Origin of the sequence: Rhodophyticola porphyridii (assembly GCF_003688285.1) — a bacterium.
In the GTDB taxonomy this organism is placed as follows: domain Bacteria; phylum Pseudomonadota; class Alphaproteobacteria; order Rhodobacterales; family Rhodobacteraceae; genus Rhodophyticola; species Rhodophyticola porphyridii.
In genome coordinates, this window is the sequence record NZ_RCNT01000007.1 from 185,735 (window position 1) to 198,141 (window position 12,407).

A 12,407-nucleotide genomic window follows, 5' to 3' on the forward strand; every position below is an offset into this window, starting at 1 on the left:
GCGCTACAACGCACCGCCTGTGACCGAACGATACCAGTTCCGGATCGCCGCTCGCTCGGTCTCTTCCATGAAGCTGAGATTTCCGGGCGGCATCGCATGGGTCACACCCGACTGCAGATAGATCGCTCTGGCATTGGCCGCGATGGCCGCGTCACTGTCCAGATACACACCGCGCGGCGCGGTTGCGATACCGTCCCAGTAAACCTCCGCCCCATGGCACATGGAGCAGCGACCCAGGACAATGTTCGCCACATCGCCAAACTCCGCATGGGCTGCGAACCGTTCCGACACCGGCGACAACCGGGCTTCCTCCAGCGGTTCGTCACGGGACAGCGGCAGGATCGACAGCCAGACGATGGCAACGAAAATCGCCGCCGTGGCGCCCCATGTCCACCAAAGCATGTCCCCCTTGGCGTGCATCGTGTTGAAGAAATGCCGGATCGTGACCCCCATGAGGAACACAAGGCTTGCGATAATCCAGTTGTACTCCGACGCAAATGCCAGGGGATAGTGGTTCGACAGCATCAGAAAAATGACTGGCAGCGTGAGGTAGTTGTTATGGGTCGAGCGCAGCTTGGCGATCTGCCCGTACTTTGCGTCCGGCGTACGGCCCGCCTTCAGATCGCGGACAACGATTTTCTGGTTCGGAATGATGATCATCGCCACATTCGCGGTCATGATCGTCGCGGTGAATGCCCCCAGATGCAGCAAGGCGGCCCGACCGGAAAACACTTGTGTGTATCCCCATGCCATGACGACGAGCAAAAGAAACAGAAGCAGCATGAGCGCCGTCGGATTCTGCCCGAGCGGCGATTTGCAGAGCAGATCGTAGATCACCCACCCGACGATCAGAGAGCCGGCCGATATCAGAACGGCCTGCCAGGTCGTCAGATCCATCACATTGTAATCGATCAGAAAAAGCTCCGCTCCCAGCCAGTAGACAACGGCCAGAAGCGCCACACCCGACAGCCATGTGGCATAGCTTTCCCATTTGAACCAGACCAGATGATCCGGCATTTCGGCGGGCGCCACCATGTATTTCTGGATATGGTAGAAGCCGCCGCCATGGACCTGCCATTCGTCTCCATCCGCGCCGCTGGCCGGTTTCGGGTCCCGTCTCAGGCCAAGATCAAGCGCAATGAAATAGAAACTGGAACCGATCCACGCGATCGCGGTGATCACATGCAGCCATCGGACCGCAAATTCGACCCAGTGAAGAAGGATGGTCTGATCCATCTAGCTGCCCCTGTAGGTGGAATAGCCATGGGGAGAGATCAACAGCGGAACGTGGTAGTGGCTCTGCTCGGACATGCCGAAGCGGATCGGCACGTCGTCCAGAAACAGGGGCTCCGCCGCAGCCTGCCCTGTTTCACGCAGATAGTCGCCGACATGGAACACCAGCTCGTAACGGCCGGTCTGAAAATCCCCGGTCGAAAGGATCGGCATCTCTGTCCGGCCATCGGCATTCGTGACCGCATCCGCGATCATCTCGCCATCACCGCCTGACAGTCGGTAAAGCCGGATCACCACGCCCTCAGCCGGGCGACCACGCGCGGTGTCCAGCACATGGGTGGTCAAAAATCCCTCGGCCATAGTCCCTCCTTTGAGTGTTTTGCGGGCATTTCGGACGTTTTGCCTCCGATGTGCAAGCCGCGATCCGGTGCGCCCCTTGCCCTTTTCCGGTTTTGCGGCGTAATTCGTGGGCATCTGCGACATTTGAGGGCACCAATGGCGAGCACCCCACCCCGTTATCCGCGCGACATGCGCGGTTATGGCGCCGACACGCCAGACCCCCGCTGGCCGAGCGGGGCGAAAATCGCCGTTCAGATCGTGCTGAACTACGAAGAAGGCGGCGAAAACAACCTGCTTCACGGCGATGCCGGGTCTGAGGCGTTTCTGTCCGAGATCGTCGGCGCCGCGTCCTGGCCCGGGCAGCGCCACTGGAACATGGAGTCGATTTATGAATACGGGGCTCGCGCGGGGTTCTGGCGGTTGCACCGGCTATTCACCGGGTTGGATATCCCGATCACCATTTATGGTGTGGCGACGGCGCTCGCCAGGTCGCCCGAACAGGTTGCCGCCATGCTCGAGGCCCAATGGGAGATCGCATCTCACGGGCTTAAATGGATAGATTACAAGGATTTCCCGCCCGACGTTGAAGCGGCCCACATGGCCGAGGCGATCCGGCTGCATACCGAGGTGACCGGCGCGCGCCCAAGCGGGTGGTATACCGGCCGCTGTTCGGAAAACACGGTGCGGCTGGCGGCGGAGGATGGCGGATTTGCCTATGTCGCCGACAGCTATGCGGACGACCTGCCATATTGGACGCGCTTTGGCGAAAGGGCCCAGTTGATCGTGCCCTATACATTGGACGCTAATGACATGCGGTTTGCCACGCCGCAGGGCTTCAACGCCGGCGACCAGTTCGAACGCTATCTATGCGATACTTTCGATGCGCTTTACAGCGAAGGCCAGGCCGGCGCGCCCAAGATGATGTCTATCGGTCTGCATTGCCGGCTGATCGGCCGGCCCGGGCGGATCATGGCGCTGAAACGGTTTCTGGATCATGCGATGCGGCATACGGATGTCTGGTTCGCGCGGCGGATCGATATCGCTACGCACTGGGCGGAAACCTGCCCGCCCGTGGCCGATCTCCCACGACCCTCGAAGATGGATAAAGACACATTCATAAAAGCTTACGGATCGGTATTCGAGCATTCGCCCTGGGTTGCCGAACGCGCATTCGCCTTGGAGCTTGGGCCGGCGCATGACACGGCGGCGGGCCTGGCCAATGCGATGGCCCGCGCCTTCCGCAGCGCCTCCCCCGACGCGCGCCTTTCGGTGCTCAAGGCGCATCCGGATCTGGCGGGCAAGCTGGCGACGGCGAAGCGGCTGACCGAAGACAGCACCGCCGAACAGGCGAGCGCGGGTCTGGATGCCCTAACCGCCAAGGAGCATGAAGTCTTCACCCGACTGAATACCGCCTATGTGGCGAAACACGGGTTTCCGTTTATCATCGCGGTGCGCGACCACACGAAAACCACCATCATGACCGCGTTCGACCGACGCCTGCACAATGACACCGAAACCGAGTTTTCCGAGGCCTGTCATCAGGTCGAACGGATCGCCCTGCACCGCCTGAAAGCGCTTTTGCCATGACCAGCTATGCCACGCCCCAAGGCGGGTTGCCGCCGCAGACCGCGCTCGCCACAACCCGGGCGCAATTCCACGAAAGCTTTGCGGTGATCCCGCGCGGGGTGATGCGCGATATCGTGACCTCGGCCCTGCCGGGATGGAGCGGAGCGCGCGCCTGGGTCCTTGCCCGGCCCCTGACCGGATTTGCGGAAACTTTCGCGCAACTGATCGTCGAGCTTGCCCCCGGCGGCGGCAGCGACAGCCCCGAGCCCGACAAGACCGGCCAGGCGGTGATCTTCGTGACCTCCGGCGATCTTCGGCTCACGATCGCCGGCACCGTCCATGATCTTTCGCCCGGCGGATATGCCTATCTGCCCGCGGGCTGCGAATGGCGGATCGCCAACCCCGGCACGGCACCCGCAACCTTCCACTGGATCCGCAAGGCCTATGAACCGGCGCCGGGCCTTGCCGCGCCCGAGCCCTTCGTGACCCACGAGGCGGAGGTACCGATTGCCTATATGCCCGACACAGGCGCCACATGGGGCACGCAACGCTTCGTTGCCGCGGACGATCTGCGCCACGACATGCATGTGAACATCGTGACCTTCGCGCCCGGCGGCTCCATCCCCTTCCCCGAAACCCATGTGATGGAACACGGGCTCTACGTTCTGGAGGGCAAGGCCGTCTACCTACTGAACCAGACCTGGGTTGAGGTCGAGGCGGGGGATTTCATGTGGCTGCGGGCATTTTGTCCACAGGCCTGCTATGCCGGGGGGCCGGGGCGGTTCCGCTATCTGCTCTACAAGGATGTTAACCGACATCCGAAGCTGACGCTGCGATGACCGGCCCGGCCCGGATCGCGGCGCAGCCCCTCACCGCCGCCGCCTTCGCCCCATTCGGCGACGTGCTGGAGGCCAAGGGCCCGCCCGACAGGCTGATCAATCAGGGCCTCTGTGGCCGGTTTCACGATCGCGCGCGCCTGTCCTTCGCCGATGGGCGTGCCGGGATCAGCCTGTTCCGGGCCGAGCCGCGCACCCTGCCCTATACGCTCGATCTGCTGGAGCGCCACCCGCTCGGCTCTCAGGCGTTCCTGCCGATGACCGAATATCCGTTTCTGGTGACCGTCGCGCCCGATGCCGACGGGCGGCCCGGGACGCCGCTCGCATTTTTGACCACGCCGGGCCAGGGTATCAATCTGCACGCCGGCACATGGCATGGCGTTCTCACCCCGCTGCATGCCCCGGGCCTGTTCGCCGTCGTGGACCGGATCGGCCCCGGCGACAATCTGGAAGAGCATTTTCTGGCAAAACCGGTCATGATAACTCACCAATTCTGACATTTTTCCTTGGCAATACCTCCCGGGCCTGTCTAACTTTGCAACCAAGCGGGTCCGCTTGAGGCCTGCAAAAGGGAGGTATCCATGAAACATCTGACGACAACGGCCATTGGGGCTGTTCTTTCACTCTCCTTCGTGGGCGAAGCGCTGGCCACGGAATGGAATGTCTCGCTCTGGGGGCAGCGCCGCGCCTTCACCGAGCATGTGCATCATCTGGCCGATGCCGTGGCCGAGGCCACGGGCGGCGAGTTCACCATGAACATTTCCTATGGCGGGCTCAGCGACAACCGCGAAAATCTCGACGGGATCTCGATCGGCGCGTTCGAGATGGCGCAGTTCTGCGCCGGTTACCATCGCGACAAGAATCCCTCCATCACGGTTCTGGAACTGCCCTTCCTGGGCGTCTCCACCCTGGAGGAGGAGGTCGCCGTCAGCCACGCGGTTTACAATCATCCCGCCACGCAGGCCGATCTGGGCCGCTGGAATGCGCGCCTGCTGATGACCTCGCCCATGCCGCAATACAATCTCGTCGGCACCGGCGAGCCGCGCGACAGCCTTGCCGAGTTCGAGGGGATGCGCGTGCGCGCCACCGGCGGCATAGGCGAATTGATGGAAAGCGTCGGTGCCGTGCCCACCTCGGTCACCTCGTCGGAGGCCTACAACGCGATGGAGGGGGGCGTGGTCGACACGGTCGCCTTCGCGCAACACGCGCATCTCAGCTTCCGGACGATCGACATCGCCGACTGGTGGACGGAAAACCTGAACCCCGGCACGGTGAACTGCCCGATCGTGGTCAACACCGACGCCTATGATGCGCTGCCCGAGGACCATCGCGCGGCCCTCGACGCGGCGGTGGATGGGGCGATCCAGCACTATCTCGACAATTACGCCGAACTGCTGCAGCGGTGGGATGCGGTGCTGGAGGAACGCGGCGTCGAGCGGATCACGATCCCCGATGAAGAGTTGTCCTCCCTTGCGGAAAACGCGGCCCCCATCCATGCCGCATGGATCGAACAGATGTCGTCGCAGGGCCTGCCCGCGCAGGAACTTTACGATCTCGTGCAGACGACGCTTGCCGAGCATCGCGCCGGCAACTGACACACCGGGCGGCTCCGAGACGTTTCTCTGGGGCCGCCTCTCATTGACGGGCTCCCGGACATGTCAAGCTCCTCTGCGGTTCTGACCGACGACAGCACGCTTTCGCGGCTGGACCGCGCACTTCTGAAGCTGGAAAGCAGCCTTAATCTGGTTGGCGGGATCGTGATTTTCCTGCTGGTCCTGATGGCGGTGTGGAACGTCTTCGGCCGCAAGATCTTCAATGCGCCGGTGCCGGGCTACGTGGACTGGACGGAACAGCTCATGGCGCTCTTCGCGTTTCTGGGGCTCGCCTATTGCCAGCGCGAGGGGGGGCACATCCGGATGGATATCGTCGTCTCCCGCCTGCACGGGCGCATCCTGTGGTTCGCCGAATGGATCTCGATCCTGTTCATGCTGATCGTGACCACTGCACTGGTCTATGGCACATGGTTTCACTTCCAGCGCAGCTTCGACCTGAACGCGCCGAATTTCTCCCGCGACAGCTCCATCGATATCAGCCTACCGCTCTGGCCCGCCAAGCTTATCGTGCCCGTTGCGCTGGCCATTCTGTGGCTCCGGCTGGTCCTGCAGCTCTGGGGCTACTGGCGGGCGCTTCGGACGGGCGAGGATAAACCCGTCGCCGTACCCCTGCCCGACGATCCGATGAGCCAGGCGACACGGGAAGCCCGGACCGTCAGCGGACGGGAGGATGATACGTGACCTACCCCTCCGGTCAGACATACGCAAAGGCCGCGCGCACGCCCGGAAAGGCCCTCTGAATTGGACAGCATCCTTGACATGCGCGCCCTCCTCGATGGCGTCGACATCTTCACCGTTTCGCTCTGGCTCTCCGCTCTTCTGCTGGTTCTGGTCCTGATCGGCGTTCGCGTCGCCTTTGCCGCGGCCTTTGTCGGCATGCTTGGCCTGTGCATCTATTTCATGCAGCGACAGGGCTTCGACCGGGGTCTCGTGACGGCAATCAAACTGGCAGGTCAGGTCCCCCATTCCAAATCCACGGGCTATGCGCTCAGCCTGATCCCGACCTTCATTCTGATCGGCTACCTGGCCTATTACGCCGGGTTGACACGGGCCCTGTTCGAAGCCGCCAAACGATGGGTCGGATGGCTTCCGGGCGGGCTGGGCGTCGCGACGGTGTTTGCAACCGCCGGGTTCGCCGCCGTCTCCGGGGCATCGGTCGCCACCTCGGCCGTCTTCGCGCGGATCGCCATCCCCGAGATGCTGAAGATGAACTACGACAAGGCCTTTGCGGCGGGCGTGGTCGCCGCGGGCGGCACGCTTGCCTCGCTGATCCCGCCCTCCGCCATCCTTGTCATCTACGCGATCATCGTGGAGCAAAGCGTGGGCAAGCTCCTGCTGGCGGGCTTCATCCCCGGCATGGTCTCTGCGCTCATCTATGCCGGGCTGGTCATCGGGCTTGCCAAGACCCGCAAGAATCTGGGGCCACCCGTCACCGGCTTCACCTGGGGCGAGCGGTTCGCCTCTCTGCCGGGCGCGATCCCGATCCTCTTCGTCGTCTTCATCATCATCTTTTCGATCTACTACCGCGGCGAGGACGGCGCATGGGCCACACCGACCGAGGCCGGCGCGCTTGGCGCATTCGTCGTCCTGATCATGGCGCTCTGGAAGGGCATGAAATGGGGTCAGCTGCGCTCCGCGCTGATGGAGGCGGCCAAGCTCACCGCGATGATCTTCGCGATGATCTGGGGCGTTCTGATCTATGTGCGCTTCCTCGGTTTCGCGCAATTGCCCGATCAGTTCGCGGCCTTCATCTCGGGCCTCGAGATGTCGCCCTATCTCGTCTTGCTGATGATCCTCGGCGCCTATGTGATCCTCGGGATGTTCATGGATGCGATCGGCATGCTCATCCTGACCCTCCCGGTGACGTTCCCCGCGATCATCGCGCTTAATGGCGGCCCCGATGTCACCCGCGAGATGTCCGCCTTCGGGATGACATCGGAGGAATGCGCCATCTGGTTCGGCATCATCGTTGTCAAAATGGCAGAGTTATGTCTGATAACGCCGCCCATCGGGTTGAACTGTTTCGTGGTCGCGGGCGTCGCACAGGACAGCAAGCTTCCGATCAGCGTTCAGGATGTGTTCCGGGGCGCCACGCCCTTCTTCGGCGCGGATGTGGCCACAGTGGCCGTGCTCATCGCGTTTCCCGGCATCGTGCTCTGGTTGCCCTCATTGGTCTGAACGGGTCGCTTCGCGCATCCGGCCCGCCGGTCGCGTTTGCCGGCCTTCGCCGAATGGTGACGGCGTCGGCTGTGCGGCCTCTCAGCGCCCGGCCGGGGCCATCCGGTAGAGCGTGTCGGTGTTCACCGACAGAAACCAGATCGCGCCGTCCGGGGCCACGCGCACATCGCGGACCCGCGCGGTCGCGGGGCCTGCGATCTGCTCGACCTCGGTCATGCCCTGATCGGGGTCCAGTCTTGCGATATAGTCGAAGACCAGCGCGCCCACCAGCAGATCGCCCTGCCATTCGGGAAACAGATCGCCCTGATAGAATGCCATGCCCGACGGCGCGATTGAGGGGTCCCAGTAATGCGCCGGTTGCGCCATTCCCGGCGCCTCGGTCCCCTGACCGATCCGCAGTCCGGAATAGTGCCGGCCATAGGCGATCACCGGCCATCCGTAGTTCACACCGCGCCGCACCTCGTTTACCTCGTCGCCACCGCGCGCCCCGTGTTCGACCACCCAAAGCTGGCCGGACGGATCAAGCGCCGCACCTTGCGGATTTCGGTGGCCGTAGGACCAGATCTCGGGCTGCGCGCCCTCCTGCCCGACAAAGGGGTTGTCCGCGGGGACCGATCCGTCGCGCGCCACGCGGAGCACGCTGCCATTTTCGCGGGACAGATCCTGCGCCGACGGCCGATCGCCCCGATCGCCCACGGTCACGTAAAGATATCCGTCCGGTCCTTCGACCACGCGGCTGCCGAAATGCCGCCCGCCGGAACTGCCGGGCTGCAACGCCCAGATCACGGTGACGTCTTCCAGCCGCGCATCGACCAGCCGCGCGCGGGCAAGGGCTGTCCCCGCACCGCGCCCCTGCGGCATGGCGAAGGTAAAGAAGATCTCACCCGTCTCCGCGTGGTCGCGCGGCACCATCACATCCAGCAGGCCGCCCTGCCCGCCCACCGCGATCTCCGGCAATCCGGACAGCGAAACCGATCCGCCCGCCTCGTCAAATCGCAGCATCTGCCCGCCGCGCAGGGTGACCAGAAAGCCGCCATCGGGCAGGAAGGCCACCGCCCAGGGTTCGACGAGACCGGTCGCCACCGGGATCACATCGACCGGGCCGGCGGTGGTGTCGATCTGCTCCGCGATGGCGGGTGCGGCAAGGGACACGGCCAAAATCGCGGCCTTGAAAAGATGTGGCATGAGACAGCTCTTTTCCTCAGATGACACCGGAAAACCTAGGGCGCGGACCCACGCGGGACCAGTCCCATGACGCAGCTGTGAAAAAACCCGGTTTTTCCCCTGTTTTCCGCATGCTGAGCGGCATAATTGCCTCTTTTCAATCCGTTTTGGCCGGACTAACCTTCCACGCATGACGGATCACCGCGATCCATACAGGGAGAAAACAATGAAAAAGCTTCTGCTGGCCTCAACGGCCACTGCTGTCATGTCAACCGCCGCATATGCCGACTCCGTAACGCTTGGCGTGATTGTGGGCTTTACCGGCCCGATTGAATCGCTTGCCCCCGCCATGGCCGACGGAGCCGAAATGGCGATGGCCGAGGTCACCGAAAGCGGCAATCTGCTGGATGGTATGAGCGTCACATCGGTCCGTGCGGACAGCACCTGCATCGACAGCGCCGCCGCCCAGGCCGCAGCCGAGCGGCTGATCACCGCAGATGGCGTGGACGGGATCGTGGGGGCCGATTGCTCGGGCGTCACCACGTCGATCCTATCCAATGTTGCGGTGCCGAACGGCATGGTCATGGTCTCGCCATCCGCCACCTCGCCCGCACTGTCGAGCATCGAGGACAGCGGCCTGTTCTTCCGCACCGCCCCCTCCGATGCGCGTCAGGGTCAGGTGATGACGGATGTGATCATGGATCGCGGTATCTCCGAGGTCGCCGTGACCTATACCAACAACGACTACGGCCAGGGCCTCGCCGACAGTTTCGCCGCCGCCTTCGAAGCGGCGGGCGGCACGGTGACGCTGGTCTCCGCTCATGAAGACGGCCGCGCCGATTACTCGGCCGAAGTGGGCTCGCTCGCCTCCGCCGGCGGTGATGCGCTGGTTGTCGCGGGCTATGTGGATCAGGGCGGCTCCGGCATCGTGCAATCCGCACTCGACAGCGGCGCGTTTGACACCTTCGTCTTCCCCGACGGGATGGTCAGTCAGGCGCTCACCGATAACTTCGGCAGCGATATCGACGGGTCCTTCGGCCAGCACCCCGGCACCGACAGCGAAGGTGCCGAGATCTATCATGGCATGGCCGAAGCCGCGGGCTTCGACGGCACCTCGCCCTTCTCCAAGGAAAGCTATGACGCCGCGGCCCTGATCATGCTGGCCATGCAGGCGGCAGGCTCCACCGCGCCCGCCGATTATGCGGCCCATATCATGGATGTGGCCAACGCACCGGGCGAGCCGATCCAGCCCGGCGAGCTTGGCCGTGCTCTGGAACTGCTCGCAGCCGGCGAGGACATCGATTATCAGGGCGCCTCCGCTGTGGAACTGATCGGTCCGGGTGAAAGCGCGGGCAACTATCGCGAGATCTCGATCGAAGGTGGTGAGATTGTCACGGCCCGGTATCGCTGATTGCCGATGATCTGAAACACATGTAGGAGCAGCCCGGCGTCTGGACCGGGCTGCTTCATTTGGGGGTATCGAAAAAGATGATCGTCGTTGAAGACGTCCACAAGCATTTCGGCGGGTTCCATGCGGTCGATGGCGCGACGCTGACCATCGAAACCGGCTCCATCACCGGGCTGGTCGGCCCTAATGGCGCAGGAAAAACCACCCTTTTCAATGTTATCGCAGGCGTTCTTGAACCCACATCCGGGCGCGTGATCATGGATGGGGAAGACATTACCGGCCTTCCTCCGCATGAGCTTTTTGCACGCGGGCTGTTGCGCACCTTCCAGATCGCCCATGAATTCAGTTCGATGACCGTGCGGGAGAACCTGATGATGGTGCCCGGCGGTCAATCCGGCGAAGCGCTCTGGAATGCCTGGTTCGCACGGCGCCGGATCGCCAGCGAAGAGCGCGCGCTGGCCCGCAAGGCCGATGAAGTGCTGGAATTTCTCACAATCGACCATCTGAGCGACGAAAAAGCAGGCAACCTGTCCGGCGGGCAGAAAAAACTGCTCGAACTCGGCCGCACGATGATGGTCGATGCCAAGGTCGTTTTTCTGGACGAGGTCGGCGCGGGCGTGAACCGGACGCTTCTGAACACGATCGGCGATGCGATCCAGCGTCTGAACGCCGAACGGGGCTACACGTTCTGCATGATCGAACATGACATGGATTTTATCGGCCGCCTCTGTGACCCGGTGATCGTCATGGCCGAAGGGCATGTTCTGGCGAAGGGAACGATCGACGAGATCAAGGCGAACGAGCAGGTGATCGAGGCCTATCTGGGCACCGGTCTGAAAAACAAGGCGGCCACTGCATGAGCGGATCTCCCTATGAAGACGATCGCGGCAACAAGGACCGCTCGATAACCCGTCCCGCCGCTCCGCGAATGGGCGACCCGGTCAAACCCGGCGGCCAGCCCCGCAAGATCGAGGGCGACAATCCGTTTCTGATCGGCCGGGCGATGACCGGCGGCTACGGCTCGGGCGCGGATATCCTCCATGGCTGCACGATTGCCGTGGAACCGGGTGAAATCGCCGTGATCGTCGGGCCCAACGGAGCCGGCAAGTCCACCGCGATGAAGGCGGTTTTCGGCATGCTCAACCTGCGTCAGGGCGAGGTGCTTCTGGATGGCGAGGAGATCACCGAACTGACGCCGCAGTCCCGTGTGGGCAAGGGCATGGGCTTCGTGCCGCAGACATCGAACATCTTCACCTCGCTCACCGTGGAAGAAAACCTTGAAATGGGCGCCTTCATCCGGCGTGACGATATCTCGGGCACCATGGCACAGGTGTATGACCTGTTTCCGATCCTGAAGGAAAAACGCAATCAGGCCGCGGGCGAGTTGTCCGGCGGGCAGCGCCAGCAGGTCGCCGTGGGTCGGGCCCTGATGACCAAACCCAAGGTGCTGATGCTGGATGAACCGACGGCGGGGGTCTCTCCGATCGTGATGGACGAGCTGTTCGACCGGATCATCGAGGTGGCGCGTACCGGCATTCCGATCCTGATGGTCGAACAGAACGCAAGACAGGCGCTGGCGATTGCCGACAAGGGCTATGTTCTGGTCCAGGGGCGCAACGCCTTCAGCGGCACCGGCGCGGAATTGCTGGCCGACCCAGAGGTCCGCAAGAGCTTCCTGGGGGGCTGAGGCGTGCGGGCCGGATACATCGTTCTTATGACGGGTGTGGGCCTTTCGCTGGCCGGCACCGAGGCCAATGCCGAACCCTGGGCCTGCGAATTCACGGTTGAATGCGTCGCCGGCGAGCCCTGCGACGCCGCCGCCTACCAGATCACGATCCTGGCTGCCGATCATGAGGGGCGGCTCTTTCTGTCCAGCGTCGTCGGCGACGCGCCGATCACCCGGCTCAATCCGGACGCGGCCCCGCCGGTCAGCTATGCCAGCGCCGGGCGGAACGGTTTGGCGGAAATGATCACGATCGAGGCCGACAGTACCGCGCTGATGACGGCGCATATCTTCGATGGCAGCCCGATGGCCGTCACCTATTTCGGAACATGTGAGGCTCTTTAGAG

The 12,407-nt window shown here is 63.2% G+C and carries 13 protein-coding genes; 10 read left to right on the top strand and 3 right to left on the bottom strand.

Annotated elements, in window-relative coordinates:
• Positions 1–3 precede the first annotated feature (3 nt).
• Both D9R08_RS14410 and uraH read right to left on the bottom strand, forming a co-directional pair.
• Entirely contained in the window at positions 4–1,236 is a 1,233-nt protein-coding gene (locus D9R08_RS14410) for a urate hydroxylase PuuD (protein ID WP_121898762.1), read from the bottom strand.
• Positions 1,237–1,593, bottom strand: a complete 357-nt coding sequence (gene uraH / locus D9R08_RS14415; protein WP_121898763.1) for a hydroxyisourate hydrolase — start codon at positions 1,591–1,593, stop codon at positions 1,237–1,239.
• 135 nt (positions 1,594–1,728) lie between these two features.
• On the opposite strand from uraH, the gene puuE reads away from it, so the two are divergent.
• The 6 genes from puuE to D9R08_RS14445 all read left to right on the top strand — a co-directional run bounded on the left by puuE (position 1,729) and on the right by D9R08_RS14445 (position 7,765).
• Positions 1,729–3,159 carry an allantoinase PuuE gene (gene puuE, locus D9R08_RS14420; protein WP_121898764.1) on the top strand — a complete coding sequence of 477 codons (1,431 nt, stop codon included), beginning with the start codon at positions 1,729–1,731 and terminating at the stop codon, positions 3,157–3,159.
• Positions 3,156–3,977 (top strand): bifunctional allantoicase/(S)-ureidoglycine aminohydrolase, encoded by an 822-nt coding sequence (locus tag D9R08_RS14425; RefSeq protein ID WP_121898765.1) that lies wholly within the window; start codon positions 3,156–3,158, stop codon positions 3,975–3,977. The genes puuE and D9R08_RS14425 overlap by 4 nt, the downstream gene beginning before the upstream one ends.
• A complete protein-coding gene (locus D9R08_RS14430; protein ID WP_121898766.1) occupies positions 3,974–4,471 on the top strand; it encodes an ureidoglycolate lyase in 498 nt (165 codons plus the stop codon). The genes D9R08_RS14425 and D9R08_RS14430 overlap by 4 nt, the downstream gene beginning before the upstream one ends.
• A gap of 84 nt (positions 4,472–4,555) precedes the next feature.
• A complete protein-coding gene (locus D9R08_RS14435) occupies positions 4,556–5,569 on the top strand; it encodes a C4-dicarboxylate TRAP transporter substrate-binding protein (RefSeq protein WP_121898767.1) in 1,014 nt (337 codons plus the stop codon).
• A gap of 60 nt (positions 5,570–5,629) precedes the next feature.
• Positions 5,630–6,268: a TRAP transporter small permease subunit gene (locus tag D9R08_RS14440; protein ID WP_121898768.1), complete on the top strand. Its 639-nt coding sequence runs from the start codon at positions 5,630–5,632 to the stop codon at positions 6,266–6,268.
• Between the two features lie 78 nt (positions 6,269–6,346).
• Positions 6,347–7,765 (top strand): TRAP transporter large permease, encoded by a 1,419-nt coding sequence (locus D9R08_RS14445; RefSeq protein ID WP_121898769.1) that lies wholly within the window; start codon positions 6,347–6,349, stop codon positions 7,763–7,765.
• 81 nt (positions 7,766–7,846) lie between these two features.
• Here D9R08_RS14445 and D9R08_RS14450 read toward each other — a convergent pair whose 3' ends face one another.
• The gene (locus D9R08_RS14450) at positions 7,847–8,950 is read right to left on the bottom strand and encodes a PQQ-dependent sugar dehydrogenase (RefSeq protein ID WP_121898770.1); all 1,104 of its coding nucleotides are present in this window, start codon (positions 8,948–8,950) and stop codon (positions 7,847–7,849) included.
• Positions 8,951–9,155: 205 nt separating this feature from the next.
• Between D9R08_RS14450 and D9R08_RS14455 the strand changes: the two genes are divergently transcribed.
• The 4 genes from D9R08_RS14455 (at position 9,156) to D9R08_RS14470 (ending at position 12,405) form a co-directional block, all read left to right on the top strand.
• Positions 9,156–10,340 carry an ABC transporter substrate-binding protein gene (locus tag D9R08_RS14455; protein ID WP_121898862.1) on the top strand — a complete coding sequence of 395 codons (1,185 nt, stop codon included), beginning with the start codon at positions 9,156–9,158 and terminating at the stop codon, positions 10,338–10,340.
• A gap of 77 nt (positions 10,341–10,417) precedes the next feature.
• A complete protein-coding gene (locus tag D9R08_RS14460) occupies positions 10,418–11,197 on the top strand; it encodes an ABC transporter ATP-binding protein (protein WP_121898771.1) in 780 nt (259 codons plus the stop codon).
• On the top strand, positions 11,194–12,024 hold the full coding sequence (locus D9R08_RS14465; protein ID WP_121898772.1) for an ABC transporter ATP-binding protein: 831 nt from the start codon (positions 11,194–11,196) through the stop codon (positions 12,022–12,024). Before D9R08_RS14460 ends, D9R08_RS14465 begins: the two co-directional genes overlap by 4 nt.
• 3 nt (positions 12,025–12,027) lie before the next feature.
• A complete protein-coding gene (locus tag D9R08_RS14470; protein ID WP_147450689.1) occupies positions 12,028–12,405 on the top strand; it encodes a hypothetical protein in 378 nt (125 codons plus the stop codon).
• Positions 12,406–12,407: the final 2 nt, after the last annotated feature.

Excerpts from the sequence above, each read along its gene's own strand:
- D9R08_RS14410 (WP_121898762.1), bottom strand. The coding sequence starts at position 1,236 with ATGGATCAGACCATCCTTCTTCACTGGGTCGAATTTGCGGTCCGATGG.
- uraH (WP_121898763.1), bottom strand. The coding sequence starts at position 1,593 with ATGGCCGAGGGATTTTTGACCACCCATGTGCTGGACACCGCGCGTGGT.
- puuE (WP_121898764.1), top strand. The coding sequence starts at position 1,729 with ATGGCGAGCACCCCACCCCGTTATCCGCGCGACATGCGCGGTTATGGC.
- D9R08_RS14425 (WP_121898765.1), top strand. The coding sequence starts at position 3,156 with ATGACCAGCTATGCCACGCCCCAAGGCGGGTTGCCGCCGCAGACCGCG.
- D9R08_RS14430 (WP_121898766.1), top strand. The coding sequence starts at position 3,974 with ATGACCGGCCCGGCCCGGATCGCGGCGCAGCCCCTCACCGCCGCCGCC.
- D9R08_RS14435 (WP_121898767.1), top strand. The coding sequence starts at position 4,556 with ATGAAACATCTGACGACAACGGCCATTGGGGCTGTTCTTTCACTCTCC.
- D9R08_RS14440 (WP_121898768.1), top strand. The coding sequence starts at position 5,630 with ATGTCAAGCTCCTCTGCGGTTCTGACCGACGACAGCACGCTTTCGCGG.
- D9R08_RS14445 (WP_121898769.1), top strand. The coding sequence starts at position 6,347 with ATGCGCGCCCTCCTCGATGGCGTCGACATCTTCACCGTTTCGCTCTGG.
- D9R08_RS14450 (WP_121898770.1), bottom strand. The coding sequence starts at position 8,950 with ATGCCACATCTTTTCAAGGCCGCGATTTTGGCCGTGTCCCTTGCCGCA.
- D9R08_RS14455 (WP_121898862.1), top strand. The coding sequence starts at position 9,156 with ATGAAAAAGCTTCTGCTGGCCTCAACGGCCACTGCTGTCATGTCAACC.
- D9R08_RS14460 (WP_121898771.1), top strand. The coding sequence starts at position 10,418 with ATGATCGTCGTTGAAGACGTCCACAAGCATTTCGGCGGGTTCCATGCG.
- D9R08_RS14465 (WP_121898772.1), top strand. The coding sequence starts at position 11,194 with ATGAGCGGATCTCCCTATGAAGACGATCGCGGCAACAAGGACCGCTCG.